15 protein-coding genes and 1 riboswitch are annotated in these 20,170 nt (G+C 60.4%); of the genes, 7 read left to right on the forward strand and 8 right to left on the reverse strand.

The window, feature by feature from the left end:
• The 3 genes from cobN to cobU are packed head-to-tail and all read right to left on the reverse strand — an operon-like array spanning position 1 to position 5,369.
• The gene (gene cobN / locus FHT97_RS13680) at positions 1 to 3,780 is read right to left on the reverse strand and encodes a cobaltochelatase subunit CobN (protein WP_183862850.1); all 3,780 of its coding nucleotides are present in this window, start codon (positions 3,778 to 3,780) and stop codon (positions 1 to 3) included.
• 9 nt (positions 3,781 to 3,789) lie between these two features.
• Positions 3,790 to 4,839 (reverse strand): cobalamin biosynthesis protein CobW, encoded by a 1,050-nt coding sequence (gene cobW / locus FHT97_RS13685; protein ID WP_183862852.1) that lies wholly within the window; start codon positions 4,837 to 4,839, stop codon positions 3,790 to 3,792.
• Between the two features lie 5 nt (positions 4,840 to 4,844).
• Positions 4,845 to 5,369 carry a bifunctional adenosylcobinamide kinase/adenosylcobinamide-phosphate guanylyltransferase gene (cobU, locus tag FHT97_RS13690; protein ID WP_183862853.1) on the reverse strand — a complete coding sequence of 175 codons (525 nt, stop codon included), beginning with the start codon at positions 5,367 to 5,369 and terminating at the stop codon, positions 4,845 to 4,847.
• Positions 5,370 to 5,498: 129 nt separating this feature from the next.
• A riboswitch (cobalamin riboswitch) is annotated at positions 5,499 to 5,896 on the reverse strand.
• A 247-nt stretch (positions 5,897 to 6,143) separates the two neighbouring features.
• Between cobU and FHT97_RS13695 the strand changes: the two genes are divergently transcribed.
• Positions 6,144 to 7,934: a chloride channel protein gene (locus FHT97_RS13695; RefSeq protein ID WP_183756300.1), complete on the forward strand. Its 1,791-nt coding sequence runs from the start codon at positions 6,144 to 6,146 to the stop codon at positions 7,932 to 7,934.
• Here FHT97_RS13695 and FHT97_RS13700 read toward each other — a convergent pair.
• Entirely contained in the window at positions 7,931 to 9,385 is a 1,455-nt protein-coding gene (locus FHT97_RS13700) for a cobyric acid synthase (protein WP_183862855.1), read from the reverse strand. The two genes, FHT97_RS13695 and FHT97_RS13700, sit on opposite strands and share 4 nt — an antisense overlap.
• A gap of 565 nt (positions 9,386 to 9,950) precedes the next feature.
• Between FHT97_RS13700 and FHT97_RS13705 the strand changes: the two genes are divergently transcribed.
• Positions 9,951 to 10,949, forward strand: a complete 999-nt coding sequence (locus FHT97_RS13705; protein WP_183862857.1) for a glycine betaine ABC transporter substrate-binding protein — start codon at positions 9,951 to 9,953, stop codon at positions 10,947 to 10,949.
• Positions 10,950 to 11,067: 118 nt separating this feature from the next.
• A complete protein-coding gene (locus tag FHT97_RS13710; protein WP_183862859.1) occupies positions 11,068 to 11,415 on the forward strand; it encodes a hypothetical protein in 348 nt (115 codons plus the stop codon).
• A gap of 7 nt (positions 11,416 to 11,422) precedes the next feature.
• Here FHT97_RS13710 and FHT97_RS13715 read toward each other — a convergent pair whose 3' ends face one another.
• Together FHT97_RS13715 and FHT97_RS13720 are read right to left on the reverse strand one after the other, a co-directional pair.
• A complete protein-coding gene (locus FHT97_RS13715) occupies positions 11,423 to 11,578 on the reverse strand; it encodes an entericidin (RefSeq protein ID WP_183862861.1) in 156 nt (51 codons plus the stop codon).
• A gap of 93 nt (positions 11,579 to 11,671) precedes the next feature.
• Positions 11,672 to 12,613, reverse strand: coding sequence for a LysR family transcriptional regulator (locus FHT97_RS13720; protein ID WP_183756296.1), 942 nt, complete (start codon positions 12,611 to 12,613; stop codon positions 11,672 to 11,674).
• Positions 12,614 to 12,685: 72 nt separating this feature from the next.
• Here FHT97_RS13720 and FHT97_RS13725 point away from each other — a divergent pair, with 72 nt between their 5' ends.
• The 4 genes from FHT97_RS13725 to FHT97_RS13740 all read left to right on the forward strand — a co-directional run bounded on the left by FHT97_RS13725 (position 12,686) and on the right by FHT97_RS13740 (position 15,584).
• On the forward strand, positions 12,686 to 12,847 hold the full coding sequence (locus FHT97_RS13725) for a hypothetical protein (protein ID WP_183862863.1): 162 nt from the start codon (positions 12,686 to 12,688) through the stop codon (positions 12,845 to 12,847).
• Between the two features lie 82 nt (positions 12,848 to 12,929).
• On the forward strand, positions 12,930 to 13,742 hold the full coding sequence (locus tag FHT97_RS13730; RefSeq protein WP_183862865.1) for a methyltransferase domain-containing protein: 813 nt from the start codon (positions 12,930 to 12,932) through the stop codon (positions 13,740 to 13,742).
• A gap of 380 nt (positions 13,743 to 14,122) precedes the next feature.
• Entirely contained in the window at positions 14,123 to 14,254 is a 132-nt protein-coding gene (locus tag FHT97_RS31415) for a hypothetical protein (RefSeq protein ID WP_259128203.1), read from the forward strand.
• 175 nt (positions 14,255 to 14,429) lie between these two features.
• Positions 14,430 to 15,584 (forward strand): ceramide glucosyltransferase, encoded by a 1,155-nt coding sequence (locus FHT97_RS13740; RefSeq protein ID WP_183862867.1) that lies wholly within the window; start codon positions 14,430 to 14,432, stop codon positions 15,582 to 15,584.
• 70 nt (positions 15,585 to 15,654) lie between these two features.
• On the opposite strand, the gene FHT97_RS13745 is transcribed toward FHT97_RS13740, so the two are convergent.
• Together FHT97_RS13745 and FHT97_RS13750 are read right to left on the reverse strand one after the other, a co-directional pair.
• Complete coding sequence (locus FHT97_RS13745) at positions 15,655 to 17,847, reverse strand: bifunctional diguanylate cyclase/phosphodiesterase (RefSeq protein ID WP_183862869.1); 2,193 nt, start codon at positions 17,845 to 17,847, stop codon at positions 15,655 to 15,657.
• Positions 17,848 to 18,169: 322 nt separating this feature from the next.
• Positions 18,170 to 20,170 (reverse strand): beta-galactosidase, encoded by a 2,001-nt coding sequence (locus FHT97_RS13750; RefSeq protein ID WP_183862871.1) that lies wholly within the window; start codon positions 20,168 to 20,170, stop codon positions 18,170 to 18,172.

Genomic DNA, 20,170 nt, shown 5'->3' on the forward strand with positions numbered 1-20,170 from the left:
TCAATGTTCCCCGGATACAAGCTTGCCCTGATGCAAGCCGAATGTGTCTGAAAGGTCGAACCGCGCGGAATTGCTGCGCGGCGTCCAGAGGCGGCGATCGATCGCTTCCAGCAGCCGCTCCTTCATGTCGGCGAAGGCGGCGGGATTCTTCTCGATCATGAAATCGCGGACCTCAGCATCCACCACGAAAGCCTGGTACACGGCTTCGAAGTGATGGTTGCCAACGGCGCCCGTGGTTGCCGCAAAGGCAAAGAGGTAATCGACGGTCGCGGCAATCTCGAAGGCACCCTTGTAGCCATGGCGCATGACGCCATCGATCCACTTCGGATTGACGACGCGGCCACGCACGACGCGACCGATCTCTTCCTCCAGCGAACGGATCACCGGCTTCTCCGGCCTCGAATGGTCGTTGTGATAGATCGATGGCCGATCGCCCGCCAGCGTTTCGGCCGCAGCCGCCATCCCGCCCTCGAACTGGTAATAATCGTCGCTGTCGAGAAGGTCGTGTTCGCGATTGTCCTGGTTCTGCACGACTGCCTGGATCGAGCGCAGCCGTTCTTCGAAGACACCGCGCTCCGCCCGACCCTCTTCGCCAGCGCCATAAGCGTAGCTTCCCCAGACAAGGTAGGCCTCGGCCAGATCGGCGCGACGCTCCCATCCCTTTTCGTCGATCAGCGCCTGCAGACCGGCACCGTAAGCGCCTGGCTTCGAGCCGAAAATTCGATAGCCGGCCCGGCGGTCAGCCTGCGCTGCATCCAGTCCAGCGGCTTCAAGTCGGGCTGCTTCACCGCGCATGCGCTCGGCAATCGGATTGTCCGCAGCATCTTCTTCCAGCGCCCCGACGGCGCGGATTGCCTTATCGAACAGCGCGATCTGTTCTGGAAAGGCGTCCCGGAAGAAGCCGGAGATACGCAGCGTCACATCGACACGCGGCCGACGCAGCAGCGCCGGCGGAATGATTTCATAGCCGGTGACGCGCCGCGAGGTCATGTCCCACACCGGCTTCACACCGATCAGGGCGAGCGCCTGGGCGATATCGTCGCCGCCAGTGCGCATGTTCGAGGTGCCCCAGGCCGTCAGGCCGAAGGAGACCGGCCATTCGCCGTGATCCTGCACGTAACGGCGGACCAGCAGTTCCGCGGACTTTTTCCCGAGCTCATAGGCCGCCGGCGTCGGCACGGCCCGGCTGTCGACCGAGTAGAAATTTCGTCCGGTCGGCAGCACGTCCGGTCGGCCCCGCGTCGGAGCCCCGGATGGTCCCGGCGCCACGAAACGGCCGTCGAGCCCTCGAAGCAGGCCTTCGATCTCAGCCGTCCCGCAGGCGAGAACGGCAGGCTTGAGCCGCGTTTCGATCTCCGCGAGAACCGTGCGGGTGGCCTCCCAACTTTCCAGGCAACCAAACTCGCCGGCGACCAGCCGTGCCGCAAGCAGTTCGATCCGCTCGACGGTGTCGCCGTTCGTCCGCCATGTGGCATCCGTGACTCTTGCAAGAATACCGGGCAGTGGCCCGCTCCAAACTCCGGCCATGTCGCAGTCGAGCGGGTCGAACTCCAAGCACAGATCCGCGGCAATCGCACGCTGAAGGCTGCGGTCACCGCCCTGCCCGAGCCCGCGCGGAACCCTGGCCAGCGCCACCGTCAAATCCGTCAGCAGCCGGCCCTGCGGCGAGACGCCGAAGACATGCAGGCCGTCGCGGATCTGCAACTCCTTGAGATCGCAGAGATAGGCATCGAGCTTCTTCAATGCCGCGGTCTCGCTCTCTCCCTTGTCGATGCCGGCATCGCGATCGAGGCCGATATCCGCCACTAGTTCGAGGATCTGCTTGCTGAGAAGCCGAATGCGGCGCGGATCGCCGCCCGACGCCTCGTAATATTCGTCGACCAGCGCCTCCAGATCCTTCAGCGGTCCATAGCTCTCGGCGCGCGTTAGCGGCGGCGTCAGATGATCGATGATGACCGCGCCGGCGCGGCGCTTCGCCTGCGTTCCCTCGCCGGGATCGTTGACGATGAAGGGATAGAGATGCGGCATGGGGCCGAGGATGGCTTCCGGGTAGCATTCCTCTGACAGCGCCAGAGCCTTGCCGGGCAGCCATTCCAGATTGCCGTGCTTGCCCATGTGAATGACGGCGTGAGCGCCGAACTCATGGCGAAGGAAGGCATAGAAGGCGAGATAACCGTGCGGTGGGACGAGATCCGGAGAATGGTAGCTTTCCTTCGGATCGATGTTGTAGCCGCGCGCCGGCTGGATACCGACCAGCACCTGGCCAAGCCGCATGAACGGCAGCGCAAAGGCGCCATCCACGACATAGGGATCGGCCTCCGGTGCACCCCAGCGGGCGCCGATTTCATCCTGAATCTTTTTCGGAAGATTTTCGAAGAAAGCTTTGTAACGACTCAAGGAAAGCGATTCGCGGATAAGCTTGCCGTCGCTGCCGGAGTTCGTCGGCCCTTCCATGAGACGCCGGATCAGCGCGTCGCCATCGTCAGGCACGTCTGCAACCGAATAGCCGGCTGCGCACATGGCTTTGAGCACCTCAACGGTGCCTGCGGGGGTGTCCAGCCCGACCCCATTGCCGAGCCTGCCGTCACGGTTTGGATAATTCGCAAGGACAAGCGCGATGCGCCGCTCGCCGGCGGCCGTGGTGCGCAGCTGCGCCCAATTGGCCGCAAGTCGAGCGGTATAGCGCATCCGCTCGAGGTCGGGCTCGCTGCCGACGATGTTGACCTCGACCCTCGCATCGTAGCGGGCGGCTGATTTGAAGGAGACGGCACGCGACAGCACGCGGCCGTCCACCTCGGGCAGCGCGACGTTCATGCCGAGATCGCGCGCCGAAAGCCCCTGCGAAGACGCGGCCCAGGCCTCACGTGACGAGGCCGAAAAGATCGCCTGCAGCACGACGGCGTCGTTGGCCTCGAGAACGGTCGGCTCGCGATCCGCGCCCGGCGCCGACACGGCGAAACCAGTCGTGTTGATCACCACCTCGGGCTTGATGACATCAAACACGCTCTTCAGAATGCCCTTCGACACAGGATCCTTCAGACTGTAGGCGAATACCGGCAGCGGCCGGATACCTTCCGCCAGCAGCGTGTCGACCAGGGCCTCGACCGGTCGTGTCTCACCGCTCTGCACGAGCGCGCGATAGAAACTGATAGCTACAGTAGGGGCTCCGCTTTCCCAAGCAGCGCCAAGCCGCTCGTCGCAAGCCGCTGTCCAGTCGTCGACGCCAAGCACGCCCTTGCCCGGCCACCAGATGCCGGCCTTCATCAGCGGCGATGCCGCTTCCGGTTTCTCCGCTCCTGCCAACATCGCACCGGCATAGGCGAGAAACGCCCGAGAATTGCCGTCGCCACCCTCGATCAGGTAGGCCCAAAGCGCATTCAGATCCTCAAGCGGAACATTCGAAAACGGCGTCAAACCCGCATCCGGCTTAGAATCTCCCGGTAAAACCGCAATCAGCGCGCCGGATCGCGCCGCCGCGGCATGAAGCGCCTCCAGCGCATAGTGAAAGTAGCTGGCGCCACCCAGCGCCCTCACGACGATCAGCTTCGCATGCCGGGCCGTCCGCTCGATGTAGGCATCGACCGACATCGGATGCTTGAGGCTCATCAGGCTTGCCAGCCGCAGCGAGAAGCCGGCCGCCGCTTCGTCATAAGCGGCGGCGATCGCGGCAAGCTCGGTATCGGCGGCTGACAGGAACAGGACGTCGCCGGGAGACTGACCGAGATCGATCGCCTCCTCGCCGTCGCTGATCGTTCCCTGCTGTGCCAGAAGCAGATGCATTAGACTGCCTTATGCCAGCGCTTCGATCGCCTTGCGCACCGCTGCCTCGTCCATTTCGTGCAGACCGATGACAACAAGACGGGTGCCGCGCGCTTCGCCAGGCGCCCAGGCGCGATCGAAATAGTGGTCGATACGGCTGCCGACTGCCTGCAACTGCAGACGCATCGGCTTGCCGGGGACATCGACGAATCCCTTGAGCCGCAGCACGTCATGCTCGCCGATGATGCCTTTCAGGGCATCTACGAAGGCTGCCGGATCGGCAATAGCGCCGAGTTCCACCACGAAGCTGTCGAACTCATCGTGATCGTGGGGAACGCCATCCTCATGCTCGAGCTCATGATGAGACTTGCGATTGACCACATCGCCTTCGGTGCCAACGCCGAGCCCGAGCAGCACGCTCGCGGGAACCTCGCCGTTGCGCGCCTCGATCATGACGGGCTTGCGGGCAATGCGCGACGCGACCTCATCGCGCACGCGGCCAAGACCGTCGGCATCGAGAAGATCGGTCTTGTTGAGCACGATCAGATCGGCGCAGGTCAGCTGGTCCTCGAAAAGCTCCTCGATCGGGCTCTCGTGGTCGAGCGACTCGTCTTCCACGCGACGAGCCTCGACGGCATCGTGATCATCCGCGAAGCGGCCAGCGGCAACGGCGGCGCTGTCGACGACAGTAATCACGCCATCGACGGTGACCTGCGTGCGGATATCAGGCCAGTTGAAGGCGGCAACGAGCGGCTGCGGCAGCGCGAGGCCTGAGGTTTCGATGACGATATGATCAGGGCGCTGCTCGCGCTCCAGAAGCTTGGTCATCGTCGGAATGAAATCGTCGGCAACCGTGCAGCAGATGCAGCCGTTGGTGAGCTCGATGATATCGTCCTCGGTGCAATTCTCCGCGCCGCAGCCCTTCAGCACCTCGCCGTCGACACCGAGATCGCCGAACTCGTTGATGATAAGCGCGATCTTCTTGCCGTTCGTATTGGAGAGGAGATTGCGGATCATCGTCGTCTTGCCGGCGCCGAGGAAGCCGGTGATCACGGTCGCCGGGATTTTCTGCTGGTTCATGAAATTCAACCCTTCATCTTCAGCGGCAGACCTGCCGCGATAAAATACACGTCCGCGGCCTCTGCCGCGATCATTTGATGCAAGCGACCGGCGTGATCGCGGAATTCCCGCGCCATGCGGTTCTCAGGAACGATGCCCAGCCCGACCTCGTTGGAAACGATAACGAGCCGTGCACGCGCTGTCGGCAGATACGCGGCTAGCGAAGCAAACTCGGCCTCCATGTCGCGCTCCTCCATCATCAGATTGGTGACCCATAGCGTCAGGCAATCGACAAGGATCGCCCGCCCCTCGCCGTCGATCGCTCGCAGGCAGCCGACTAGATCAAGAGGCTCTTCATGGGTGTGCCAGAGCTCGCCACGATCGGCCTTGTGCTTGTCGATCCGGGCGCGCATTTCCTCGTCCCAGGCCCGGCCCGTCGCCACGTAATGGCGCTCCAGCTCGCTTGAGGCGACCAGTTGTTCGGCAAAACGTGATTTTCCCGAGCGCGCGCCGCCCAGGACGAAGGTCGCACCGGAGGATATCGGGCTCATGGCAGATGATATCCGATCTGCGGGACGCTGCCGCAAAGGAGCGGAATGGCTGTTGGACGCAGCCGAAAACTCTTTTGTTCAGCCATGACAACCTCCGTGCTGGCAGCGGGCATAAGCCCAGGGATGGGCTTCTCGCCCGGCACGGTTGGCAGGTCTCCTGGCTCGCGGGTCTTGGCCGCGATCGGGGCGGACCGGAAACCGGTCGCCCCAGATCGTGCCAGCGGATTTTCCTCGCCTTCCCGGCTGCATTTCATGAAAAGGCGGACGATTCGTAGACGTAAGAGGCGTCCTGCCCCGGTTGATCATGATGCACTGCCAGTGACTTTTCCGTCGCCATCTCCGCGCCGCCCGCCTGCACCATTGCAGGCTGTCATCAACGCGAAAACAACGCCGGACGGAAAACCCTGACCGCTCTACAGTCGCGGGGTCGGCTATGATGACGGTGCCCGGATTGGGTCCACCGCTTCACATTCCCTTTTCATCCGCACCGATTCAACCGGTCCGGAACCATCCGTTGTGAACTCATCGTTAGGCAAGGCCCTTGGTGAAGTCAATCGGAAGCCGATGCGCGCCTCGGCACGGTATACTGCCGGACCCGCTCTCAACACGACCTTCTCTACCAAATTCATCGTCTTTTATCAGTTACTTACGTCACAAATTATTGTTGCGATCGCCGGTCTTTTGCCGCAATTGCGTCGCAAGCGGGTCGCGCCACCGATTTGCCCTTCCCTCCCTTCCACTTGATCGCGCCCACTGCCGCCTAGTTTTCCCGTGATGCTCCTAAGAATCGATATCCGCCGTTTCGGTCCATTCCATACCCTTCTCGACATCGGGCGGATGCGCGCACTGCTGCGACGCACTGAGCTGGGGATGGTCATCGCGGGCGCGATCGTCGGCGTTATCTCCGGACTTGCGGTGACGGGCATGAGCCTCGTTTCCCGCGAAATGCACAGTCTGATCTTCGGAATCAGCGATATCGAGCGGCTGAGTTCCTCGCAGATCGACAACAAGCTGCTGTTGCTGACGGCGCCTGTCTGCGGCGGCATACTATTGGGTCTGATGCTCTTCGTGCTTGCCAAAACGCGCAAGAAGCCGATGGTTGACCCGATCGAGGCTAACGCGCTGCATGGCGGCCGACTATCGCTCACCGACAGTATTCTGGTGGCGGTCCAGAACCTCATTTCGAACGGCTTCGGCGCTTCAGTGGGCCTAGAGGCCGGCTACACGCAGCTGGCGGCGGGACTGGCCTCGAAGCTTGGACTGAAGCTGCAGCTTCGCCGATCGGATCTGCGCGTTCTCGTCGGATGCGGTGCCTCGGGTGCGATTGCGGCGGCCTTCAACGCTCCGCTGACCGGCGCCTTCTATGCGTTTGAGCTGATCATCGGCTCATATACCATCGTCTCGCTGACGCCGGTCGTCGTTTCCGCACTGGTATCGACCCAAATTGCACGCCTGCTGGCCGGCAGCGATTTTCTTATTGACGTCGGTGACTTTGGAACCGTCATGCCTGCAGACTACGTTCCGGCGCTGTTACTCGGTGCATTCTGCGCCGGCGTTGGCATCATGATCATGCAGGGCGTCGCCTGGATCGAGGAATTGGCTCGCCGGAGTTCCATTGCAACGCCGCTGCGCCCTGCCCTTGGCGGCATCGTCGTCGGCCTGCTCGCGCTGATTACGCCGCAGGTGCTGTCGGCCGGTCACGGTGCACTGCACCTCAATCTCGGCCGCGATGTCGCAATTCCGGTGCTTGTCGGCCTTCTTCTTCTCAAGGCATTCGCTTCGGCTATCTCGATCGGTTCCGGCTTCAGAGGCGGCCTATTCTTCGCGTCCCTGTTCATGGGTGCACTCCTCGGCAAGCTCTTCGCCTATTCGGCACCCTATTTCGCTCATGCGACGCTGACACCCGTCATCTACGCGGTCGTCGGCATGAGTTCGCTTGCGGTCGCCGTCATCGGTGGACCGTTGACGATGACGTTTCTTGCGCTCGAGATTACCGGCGACTTTCCGATCACGGCGCTCGTGCTTGCGGCGGTGATCACCTCCTCGCTAGTCGTGCGCAGCACCTTCGGTTACTCCTTCGCAACATGGCGCTTCCACCTGCGCGGCGAGAGCATCCGGAGCGCGCACGATGTCGGCTGGATCCGTAACCTGACCGTTGACCGGCTGATGCGCGCCGACGTGAAGACGGCGAATGCCGCCCTCACCATCGACGAGTTCAAGGAGCGCTTCCCCATCGGTTCGGCGCAGCGCGTTGTCCTGGTTGATGACACCGGCAAATACAGCGGCCTGGTGCTCGTTCCCGATATCTACGCAAACCTGACCGACACCGACGAGACCGGCAAGGATCTGGGAGAATTCATCCGCTTCAAGAACGATTTCCTGCAACCGCAAATGAACGCCAAGCAGGCAGCAGCGATCTTTGACAAGACCGAAAGCGAAGCGCTGGCGGTCGTCAATAATCTGATTGAGCGGAAAGTCGTCGGGCAGCTGAGCGAGGCCTACACCCTACGCCGCTATAGCGAAGAACTGGACCGCCGCCGCCGCGAAATCTCCGGCGAGATCTAACTGAGGAGTTCGTCGAGCCAACGCCCGTCGAGACAGGCCTCGAGTTCTGCTGCAATGTCGTCGAGAGCTTTCTCGACGCCAGCACGGTAATCGGTCCTCTCGCCCGCAAGGCCAAAACTCTGCAGCAAGCGGGAACGGTAGGCGTCACTCGCGAAGAGCCCGTGCAGATAGGTGCCGGCGACCCGGCCGTCTGCCGACACGGCCCCATCCGGCTTTCCGTCAACGATCGCGAACGGACGGCCGCAGTCTTCGCCGGACGTAACGCCAAGATGGATCTGGTAGCCTGAAAGCGGTGAACCGTCTTCCACCATCGTCGCGACGCTGTTGCGGACTGTCTTTTCGGGCGCCATCTCCGTCTCGACGTCAAGCAGCCCCAGCCCCTCTACCTCCAAGGTAGAGCCTTCAATGCCGAGGGGATCATGCACCTTGCGTCCGAGCATCTGATAGCCGCCGCAAATGCCCATGACCCGCCCGCCGCGTTTTACATGGACCAGAAGATCGGAATCCCAAGCCTGAGCGCGCATATCCGCCAGATCCGATACCGTTGATTTTGAACCTGGCAAGATCACCAAGCCGGCGTCCGCAGGCAGCCGCTCGCCGGCGCGAACAAAAACCAACTCGACATCCGGCTCGGCCCTTAGCGGATCGAGGTCGTCGAAATTTGCGATCCTGGAAAAGACCGGCACGGCGACCTTGAGTGCTCCGGTGCCGCCGCGCGCCAGCTTCTCCAACGCAACCGAATCCTCGGCTGGCAAGCGGGAGGCGTCCTTGAGCCACGGCACGACACCAAAGCACGACCATCCCGTAAAGTGCCGCACCGCCTCGATGCCGGCATCGAAGAGCGAAACGTCGCCACGGAACTTATTGATGATATAGCCGGATATCATTGCCCGGTCCTCGTCGGGCAAAATCGTGTGGGTGCCGACCAGCGAAGCGATCACGCCTCCACGATCGATGTCACCGACAAGTATCACCGGCACGCCGGCACGGGTCGCAAATCCCATATTGGCAATGTCGCCCGCCCTGAGGTTGATTTCTGCCGGCGAACCCGCGCCTTCCACGATCACCAGATCCGCCCCGGTAGAAACCTCGGAAAAGCTCTGCATCACGTAATCGAGAAGCGTCGGTTTGAGCTTCTGATAGTCCCGTCCCTTGGCCTGCCCCCAGACCTTGCCCTGGACGATGATCTGGCTGCCGTATTCCGATTGCGGCTTGAGCAACACGGGGTTCATGTGCACCGAAGACGGCACCCGCGCAGCGAGCGACTGCAGCCATTGTGCCCGGCCGATCTCTCCGCCGTCATCAGCAACCGCTGCATTGTTCGACATGTTCTGCGGCTTGAACGGACGAACTGAAAGGCCACGGTTGGCAGCAAGCCTGCAAAGACCCGCGACAAGAACCGTCTTGCCGACATCGGAGCCGGTCCCTTGCAGCATGATAGCCTTGGTCATTGTCGCGAAACTCCGGGGAACTTGACCCGGACTACAATGGCCTCTCTGCTGCGGTCAATTGCAAGCCCTGAAAATGCGAAGGCCGCGTCAACCGTTTCCAGTTGCGCGGCCTGCCGAAATACGCTGGCACATTCGCCCATACACGGCGAAGCTCACGTTCTCCGGGACGCTCTACCTGATCCGGAGAAGCAGCGGTGTCCCCCGCTACGCAACAACAGATAGCGCCACATTGTTACCGGAGGGTTAGCAAGCGATTAAGCAAAGATGAATTTCGTATTTTTCTGACATTTCTTGATGATCCAGGCGTCGCAGGCGGCTCCATGGGGAGATCTCGAATACCAACCGCAATCTTCTGCGGAACTATCATTACCGATTTCAAATCAGGCGCTTAGACTCCCTGCTTCACGCGCAGAAGACAATTGATTTCCGCAGCCGAACGCGTAGGCTGCCCTGCAAGGCGTCAGGACGAACGCCACAGCAACAGCCTGCAGAAACAGCAAGAGCCTCCTCCGCAAACTGCGGAACGCCTAGGTTGTAGCCGCGACAGCAAGAATGGGAACGCAAGATGAGATTTCTCTGCACGTCAATCCTGCTTGCCGCAGGAGTTTGTGCAGCCGCCGCGACGGCGCGGGCTGCTGAATGCGGCAACGTCACCATCGCTGAAATGAAATGGGCGTCGGCGGGTATTGCCGCCAACTTCGACAAGTTTATTCTCGAGAAGGGTTACGGCTGCTCGGTCAGGATCGTCCCGGGTGACACGATGCCGACGTTCCTTTCGATGGACGGAAAGGGTGAGCCCGATATCGCTTCCGAATTCTGGATCAATTCGGTGCGCTCCGAACTCGACATGGCGGTCAAGGAAGGCAAGCTGATCCAGGCTGCTGAAATCCTCTCGGAGGGCGCGGTCGAAGGTTGGTGGATACCGAAATTCATCGCAGATGCGAACCCGGATATCCGCAGCGTCGAGGACGCACTCAAGCATCCGGAGCTATTCCCGGCATCCGACAATGCATCGCAGGGCGCCGTCCATAGTTGTCCTGTCGGGTGGAGCTGCCAGATTTCGACATCCAATCTCTTCCGCGCGCTGGGGGCTGAACGGGACGGGTTTCAACTTGTCGAAGCCAGCAGCCCACAGGACCTCGATGATTCCATCGCAAATGCATTCCAGAAAAAGGCCGGCTGGCTTGGCTACTACTGGGCCCCCACCGCCATCCTTGGCAAATACGACATGACACGCCTGAGCTTCGGCGTCGCTCATGACAAGGCAGAGTGGGACAAATGCACCTCGATCCCGGGTTGCGCTCGGCCGCAGGTCAACTCCTACCCGGTCTCGCGGGCCTATACGATTGTCACCAAAGCCTTTGCCGACCGGGCCGGACCGGCCATGGATTACCTTAAGCTTCGCTCATGGGACAATACGACGATCAACGAGGTGCTCGCCTGGCAGGACGAAAACCAGAAGAGCAACGAGGAAGCCACGGAGTACTTCCTTCAGAATTATTCGGCCCTATGGACCAAGTGGGTTCCTGCCGACGTCGCAGAAAAGGTCAAGGCCGGGCTCTAGGACGAACAACGATCTCGGCCAATGACAAAGTCTTCACTCCGGAGGCATCGGTTTCCTATAAGCACCGACCGCTTGGTCGCCCGAATCGCGCCCGCTTGCCCAGACGAGGAAAATACAGATGACATCCGCTCCGTTTCCCGACCGCGACACGATCGCCTCGAAGCTTGCCAGCCTTGACGAACAGGAGAAATCCTACGTTGCCTTGCTGATGGAAAATGTGGCGCAGGACGAAAACGTCATTGATGGCCTTCACCGCCATCTGAACAACGCAGCCAGTGCGCCGTTTCTGAACACGCTGAAACTCGAAAATCTTGGGAAATGGATTGGCGAGACAGCGCCTGCCCGCCTGCAGATACGACTGATGGAGGCAGCGAAATCAAGCCAGCATCCGGCTTACATGGCGTTCCGGACTGGGCTTTCGCGTTCCGGCGGGTTGGAAAACGCTTACCCGCCGGCTGCGATCTGAGGTCTTGTTACCTGGTGGCGGCGCGGCCGACCGAACGACCTGCATCCTGGGTCGCGTTCACCGCGTTTGCCGTATCCCGGCCAATACCGCGGATCGTGTTTCCACACGAGGAAAGTACGAGCAGAATTGCGAGGGCTGAGCCGATCTTGGCCATTATCGTCATTGCGAAATCCTTCTTTCTCAGTCGTCCGAGCGCGGGCGACTCCCGCCGCGCGAATTAAACCCCGGAGGAAGAAAAAAGGTCACCGCAAACTTGTCAAGCAGCAACAGCCTTGGCTTTTTCGGCAAAGGCAAAGCGGATGCTCTCGGCCACAGCGCGCATCGGGCCGTTCATCTGCGATGCAGTAAGCAGCCGGATGTCGAAGGAGCCGAGTTCGGGCAACCCTTCCTGCACGCCGAGGATCGTCATCTCGTCGGTGACATAGGAGCGCGGCAACGGCGCGATCGCGAGGTCGGAAACCACGGCCGCACGCTGCGCCATGGTGTGGCCACTGAGGAAAGCAACGCGATAGCCGCGCTTCATGCGCTCAAGTTGCGATATTGCCTCCGAGCGCCAGATGCAGCCATCCTCCCAGATCGAGATCGGCAGCGGCTCGCGACGGTGCGCCGTACCGCACTTGGCACCAGCCCATATCAGCCGCTCCCGAAACACGATCTCGCCATCCGTCGGCAAGGGGCGTGTCGCGCAGTTAATGAGTGCCAGGTCGAGGCGCTGCTCCTCCATCCGCTTCTTGAGGCCGATGCTCATGTCGATGGTGACATCGACCATGATGCTCGGGAAGCTTTCGGCGAAGCTTTTCAGAATGCTGGGCAGCAATCGCTCGCCGATATCTTCCGGCGCGCCAAGCCGAACCACACCGCTAAGCTCGGGCATGATGAAGCGCGAAACCGCCTCGTTCGACAGAGCGAGAATGTTGCGTGCGTAGGAGAGTAGCAGTTCGCCGTGCTGGGTCAGGCTGACCGAACGCGCATCACGAAGGAAAAGCGTCGCACCGAGCTGCTCCTCCAGCTTCTTGATCTGCATGGAGACAGCCGACGGCGTCCGATATACGGCTTCCGCGGCGGTCGAAAAATTGCCGGTCTCTGCGATGGCAACGAACGTCCTCAGGACGTCGTTATCAAGCAAAGGAATGGGACGGCGAAAGGGAATGCTCATCGTCACATCTTTCAATTTTTCTGAATTTGAATTCCATATCATTTTGTTTGATTGAAAGTCAACCCGACAGTACCCTTCGATCATGGCGGCTAAAACCGATGAAAGGAGGCCGCAATGAGCACTCTCAACGCAATCTTCGACATCTTCTACGCATTTAGAACGCGTCAGATCTCACGCCTGACACGCAATCGTACCCGAGATCAATTGGCGCGCCTGCCGAGACATCTGGCGGATGACCTCGATCTGCAAGCCTTGGGCATGACAGACCCTCGCTGAGCACTCGCTGGGCAACACCTTCAAAGACACCATGAAAGGTTCTAATATGCGCCCAGAGCGGTGGCTATGGAGCGCAACGATCATGGCTATAAATGATGCGTGTTTTCAAGGCGATATCCCTGCGGCTTACGACCGCTACATGGTACCGATCCTGTTCGACCCTTACGCGGCCGATCTGGCCCAGCGCCTGGCGTCGTTTCATCCGCACCGCGTTCTCGAGGTCGCCGCTGGGTCGGGCGCCCTTACGCGCGCAATATCGTCAGCGCTTCCGCACGCGGAAATCATCGCCACCGATTTGAACCAGGCGATGCTGGATGTCGCCGCACGGCGACACTCCGGAGGGCATGTCGTATGGCGCCAGGCCGACGCATTGAGCCTGCCCTTCCCCGATCAGACCTTTGATGCCGTCACCAGTCAGTTCGGCGTCATGTTCTTTCCCGACAAACACCGCGCCTATCACGAAATCCTTCGCGTGCTGAAGCCGAAAGGAACGTTTCTCTTCAACACGTGGGACACGGTCGAGAGCAACGATTTCGCAGCCGCCGTCAGGGCTGCAACAGACGCCGTGTTTCCGGGCGATCCGCCGGAATTCTTTCGACGGACGCCGCATGGCTATTTTGATGCCGAGACGATCCTATCCGAGCTCGAGCGCGCCGGTTTCCAGTCGGCGACCTTCGCAAAGGTCGAAAAGACGTCTCATGCATCCTCGGCACATGATGCAGCCACCGCCTTCTGCAGGGGCAGTCCGCTCCGCATGGAAATCGAAGCACGTCAGCCGAAGGTCGATGTCGTGGCACGCGTAGCGGAAGCGCTTGAGAAAACCTTCGGCAAGGGGCCGATCGAAGGGCGAATGTCGGCGTTTGTGTTCACCGCCGAGGCACCACGCCAAAACTAGCGGTGGGCGCGCCGAGAGGCAGCAGCCTGAACAATACCTTTGCGGTTCGGAACATCCGAACCGTAGCAACGTTCTTCCTGGGCAGCGCACCCTTTGTCGTTGCACTGACTGCGTTTCCCTCAACTGCAGTCACATAGGCCCGGCGCTGTCCAAACCAGCACCGGGCTTTGCTTGCGCCACCGGACACACCTTCACCCTTCGTATAATTCAGCAACACCTAATTTATAACTTGAAATCCCGGCTTCGGTCGCGATGATGCTTGCCGTCAGCTTAGGAGGGGATCGATGTCACAGTACCAGGAGACGCGGCGGTTCAAATGCACGGGTGACGCTGGAAATCCTTGCATCGTGATTGAGCAGATCAGGGTAGCGGATGAGACCATGTCCAGTCCCAGAACGGACTACATGACGGTAGACGGCGACGTCGCCAACCGCCTCGACAAGAAGCACTTCCTGATCCTGATGAAGGGCGAGATTGTCAAGGTTCAAAGGGCCCTGAGGAGAAAGCACTGAGTTCAGCGTTGGCAGCCGCTGGCATGACGCGCTAACAACTTGCTCCGATGCTCCTGTTAACTCCTCACAGAGCAACAGGCAGATGTCATCATCGCGTCATGTGACGATGATGTCTTAGCTCACCGGGCGCTGAGACTCGTTTTCATTCCGGCGCTGTTCACCGCTGGAATGACTGATGCTGTATATCATTGCCGTCGCCGGTGCCCTGTTGGCAGCCAATACCCTCAGCCTTGTTATCGCGGGATGGCGGATTCGATCCCGCCAAGACAAAACGCCAAGCGTTTCCGCCCGTCCGCCGGTCTCAATCGTGATACCCCTTCGCGGGGTGGAACAGTTCTCGCGGGAGACGCTCGAAAGTGCGCTGAGCCTGGATTGGCCCGACTACGAAATCATCTTCTGCGTTGCCGACAAGGCCGATCCGGTAATTGGCCTGGCTGAAGAGGCTCGCCGGGCGAAGCCGCTGACAAAGGCAACGGTCCTTGTTGGGGACGATCGCGTCAGCGCAAATCCGAAACTCAACAATTGTGTCAAGGGCTGGAACGCAGCGTCGCACGAATGGGTCGTGCTTGCCGATTCCAACGTTTTGATGCCCAGCGACTATCTCGCGCGCCTGATCGCTGCATGGCGGCCCGATAGTGGACTTGTCTGCTCGACGCCACTTGGCTCCCGCCCCACAGGGTTTTGGGCGGAGGTGGAATGTGCGTTTCTCAACACCCACCAGGCCCGTTGGCAATATGCAGGAGAGGCTCTTGGATTTGGCTTCGCGCAAGGCAAGAGCATGCTGTGGCGAAAGAAGACCCTCAACTCCCACGGCGGCATCCAGGCACTTGGGGCTGAGATCGCAGAAGATGCCGCGGCCACCAAGCTGGTGAACCGAATGGGCCTCAAGGTGCATCTGGTTGGTGGGCCGTTCGAGCAGCCGTTAGGAAGAAGAACCTTTCGCGAGATATGGGCGCGACAATGCCGCTGGGCGCGGCTGAGACGCGTGACTTTCCCGCATTTCTTCGCCCCGGAGATCCTGTTGGGCGTGGTTCCGCCCCTATCACTGTGCGTGTGCGCCGCGTTCGTTGTCGGTGCCAGTCTTTCCACCACAACTGTCGCGGTTTTGTGCGCAGCCTACATACCGGAACTTCTTCTTGCGGCCCGCAAGAATTGGCATCTCTCACCGATATCGCTCGTTGCAATGGTGACGCGTGATATCTTGTTGCCCGCCATCTGGATCAGGAGCTGGTTGGCCGGAAGCTTCGATTGGCGCGGAAACAGGATGGTGATCGGATCACACGAGTCTCGCCTCGAAGCCGGCGTCGCTGAACCAATTGCCAGCCCCTAGCAATCAGGCCGCCCGCTCCCAGCAGCGGCGTCGTCACCTCAGACCTGAAAATTCTCGTGGCCGAGCCAACCTAACGCTTCGCCTGCAAGTCGATCACATTCGTTCCGACCATTCGGTCGAATGCGTCCTTGGTCATGGGCTTCGACAGGAGATATCCTTGCAGGTGATCGCAACCAAGTTCTTTCAGGATTGCCCGCTGCTCTTCGGTCTCAACGCCTTCAGCCGTTGTCTTCAAGCCTTTAGCCCGTGCCAGCCTTATCATCGCCTCGACAATGGCCCGATTGTCAGCCTCCTGGCTATCGAAGCCGTCCACGAAGCTCTTGTCGATCTTGATACGGTCGACGGCGACATATTGCAGGCGACCGAAGCTGGAAAAGCCCGTGCCAAAATCGTCCAGCGCAATGCGGACACCGACAGAGCGGAGGGCCGCGATGTTGCGCTGGCATTCCCCTGCACTATCGAGCAGCGTGCCCTCGGTTATTTCGATCTCCAGCCGCGCGGGATCAATCCTATGCTTGTTCAAGGCCGCGATGACCCTCAGCGCATACGCCTCGTTTCGCAACTCGAGAGGTGAGGCGTTGATCGCGATCTCCAGATCCGGCCACCGCTGCGCTGCCAGGCAGGCCTCCTCCAGAACAAGATCGCCCAACTGGGCGATGACGCCGCATTCTTCGGCGATGGGAATGAACACCTCCGGGGTTATAAGACCTCGTGCGGGGTGCTTCCATCGAAGGAGCGCCTCGGCGCCATACAAGGCTCCGTTCGGGGCAGCGTAGACGGGTTGAAAATACACCTCGAGATCTCTGCGATTCTGGACCGCCAGCCGCAAGTCGCATTCGAGTTCGCGCCGGTCTTGCACGAGGTCATCCATATGAGGACCAAAGATCGCAAAGCGGTTTCTGCCCGCAGCCTTTGCATTGTAGAGCGCGATGTCAGCCTTCCGCGTCAGGTCGGATGGATCAACATCACGTCCGACGCCGATCACGACGCCAATGCTCGCACCGATGCTGATTGGCGTTCCATTGATCTCGAATGGACGCCGCATGGAGTCGATGACTTGCTCACACAACCGCGAAACCTGGTCGCTCGTAACGTTGGTCACGACCGCGGTAAATTCATCCCCTCCGAGCCTACCCACGACGCTGCCCGGGAAAATCCCGCGTAACCTGTCAGCCACCAGCACCAGGAGACGATCGCCAACCGGGTGCCCCATCGTGTCGTTGACCTGCTTGAACCGATCAAGATCCATGAACAGAACCGCGTTCGACTGTGTCGTGGCAGATCCGGAGATGACCCTAGCCAAATGCTCGGCAAACCACGCCCGGTTCGCCAGTCCCGTAAGAGTGTCGTGGCGAGCGAGATGTTCAAGCGCGGCCCTGCTCTGCCGAAGTTTTCGGTTTCGCACACCAACCATGGCCCCCATCCCAGCCAGCGCGACGAACACCGATATGCCCACAGCGCCTAGGGCTGGGCGAACCGACTGCGCGACGGCTTCGCCTGGAGCAAACGGACGCCAGGAGAAGTATCCGAACTCTCTCCCATCGGCACTTCTCGTTGCGGCGAAAGATCGATCCTCCTCACTCGATTTCGCCCAGGCAAAGGTAAGGTCATCAAACTGGTATTCGCTCGACACCCTCGCCAAGAAGCTGCCGTCGAGGTAGCGGACGGCGACATGCAAATAGATCTCCGAAGGATTCTGCTCGATGTTGCCGGTGTCCGAGATAATCGGCTTCACGCTGACTATTGCCGGGTGGTTGTTGACGACAGAAAGATCGCTTTCCCCAATGCTCAAGACCTGATCGGAAAGCCCGATGTCGTCGCCGGCGACAAGCCTTGCGCGCAGCCTTTCCGCCAGTGGCGCTATGACATCGCGAACCTGTTGGTATGCCTTCGCCGAATCCGCCTCGTCAGAAGCGAAAACGTGGACTGCATGGCCATCCGGAGCGATCACGTAAGCGCGGTCGTGCTGGAAGTAGGTGAACATCCACTTGCCAAGGTTCGCCTGCATCCAATCGGCATTATCGTCGCGCACGTTTCTGATCGCATCGTCCCAGACAGTTGCACTTTCCTGGTCGTGGGCTACTGCCGCCTGCATTTTTGAAATGAGCGTCTCGGCGAGATGCGTTTGACGCTCGGCGGCGATCTTGTCGCTCCGTTCGGTAGCAAGCTCAAGAACCGCGAAGAGCCCGGTATAAATCGACAGCGCAGCGACGAGAGGAAGAACGAGGACCAGCAGAAGCGGTCGGACTTGCGCGTATTTCATACTCAGGGTCCTTTTCTAGCGTCGGTCCTAGCACATGAACATTAAGGCGCGCTTACATTCTATCAAACCGAAATTCCTGGTATGCGGTGAAGACCATCCGCGTCCGCTGGCGTCGGTCTCTGCTGTACGCACAACAGCTCAACCGTTCGCCGCCCGGACGATCGAAAAGCGCCTTAGGTGGACATCTTGAGGTCATCGGAGAGCAAGAACAATGGTGACCAATTTTGCCACCTCGTGCTCGCTGTCCAATTAAGTCTGGCCTCGGAGAAGGCAGTACAGCAATGCCACCCTTTTCGAGCAGCACGCGGTCTTCCGGCCTTTCCTATTCCGTCCAGACAGCGACGCCAACGGGTGTCAGTATACGCTCACCCACATGGAAAACGGCCGCGGTGGCCGCGGGCACCTCCGCCGAAACCTTGCCGAAATTGAAGGCGAAGTGAAGTGGACCGCGCCGGCTCACGCGCAGATCGCCAAGATCGGGCTGCCGCTCAACTCCCGCCCAGTCCAAGGTATCGCCGATCACCTTCATCAGCAGGTCGCCTTGTGCCACGACCGCGAGATAGCGCGCCTTGTCATTGCCGACGAGCGCCGGCGCGCCAGCACGATACTCTCCTGAAAAGCTGGCGAGGACTGGTTCGCTTGTTCGGATCGTTTCGCGCCAAACGCTGGCGGGATAAGTCTCGTTGCCATGCAGCACCGACTCGATGTGAAATTCGGGCAAAGATTCGACCCGCACCACCTGCATATCCAAAAGCGCGTTCAACGGGCCTGGCGGCAAACTGGTCGGAATTTGAAGATTGGGTGTCTTGCTGCCGCTGCGCGGACCGAAGAGAGCTTTGGCCCCGCACTGCGCAAGCCGTTCGACAAAGACTGCGTCGGCGATTAGCAGATCGGGCGCGAAAACCGCCGCGTAGCCGTCGAGGTCACAATGCTGTCCGACAATATCGACATCGATCCCGTAGCGCGACAGCGCGGCATACCAGTCAAGCCCGATGGCGGTTGCGTCGTAGCTGCGGCCTTGCGGCAGGGCGCGGCTCGCCCATCGCGAGGGATAGTCGACCACCAGCGCAACTTTGGCCTTTTCCCGGCGCGCGCTAGCGGGCAAACGGGCGATCTCGGCGATAACCTCCGCGACTTCCTGATACCCTTGGTCCGGTTCGCCGTTCGGCAGCAGCAGGGCTGAATGGAACTGCTCCTGGGCGTAGTGGATCTGGCGCCAGCGGAAGTAGGACACCATGTCGGCGCCGTGGGCGTAGGCAAGCCATGTCCACAGCCGCACCATGCCATCGGCAGGCGCCTGGTTGTGAGAGGCCCAGTTGACCGGTCCTGGCTGCTGCTCCATCACCCAGACGCGCCCGCGCCCGACGGCCCGGTAGAGATCATGATAAAACGCTGTCTGGTCGGGATCGCCGGTACGCAAGTAACGCGCCTTGTTGTCGTCAGACAGTCGGCCGTTCAGCAGTCCGCCCATCGGATAGACGTCCCACGAGGCGATATCGATGTCGGCGCCGACCTCGTAGTGGTCAAAGTCAAAATTGTTCGACATGAAGTTGTGCGTCACCGGACGGCCCGGCGCATGGCCGCGCAACAGATCGGCCTGCATGCTGTTGAAGCTTTTCACCTGGTCGGACGAGAAGCGAATGAAATCGACTAGATGTGTCGGGCTCGGCTCTTCAACCAGATTGTTCGGCAGTTCGATCTCCTCGAACGCACCGTAGCGCATCGACCAGAAATTCGTGCCCCAAGCTGCGTTGAGTGCATCAATGGTGCCGTAGCGCTCGGCAAGCCACAGGCGAAAGGCTCGCTCGGCTTCCTTCGAATAGCTGTAGACCGTGTCGTGGTCGCCATACTCGTTGTCGATCTGCCATGCCTGCACGAAAGGATGCGTGCCGTAGCGCTTGGCCATCGCTTCGACAATGCGGGCCGCCTCCTGGCGATAACGGCGGCTGGAGAAACAATAGTGACGGCGCGCACCAAACTTGCGCACCGTGCCTTTTGCGTCCACGGGCAGAATGTCGGGATATAGGTCGACCAACCATTTTGGCGGCGCGGCGGTCGGTGTTCCGAGAATGACTTTCAGCCCTGCCCGGCCAAGCACATCTATCGCCTCGTCCAACCATTCCCAGCGCAGGTCGCCGGGGCGCGGTTCCATGTGCGCCCAGGCAAACTCGCCCACGCGAACCCAGGAAAGACCCAGCTCCTTCATGCGGCTCGCATCGTCCTGCCACTTCTCGCGCGGCCATTGTTCGGGGTAGTAGCAGACGCCGAGTTCCAGCCTGTCGCTTTGCATCTGGTCGGGCTGAAAAGGTATCGGGGCAATCAT

It is taken from the genome of Rhizobium sp. BK399, assembly GCF_014194695.1.
Taxonomy (GTDB): Bacteria; Pseudomonadota; Alphaproteobacteria; order Rhizobiales; family Rhizobiaceae; genus Rhizobium.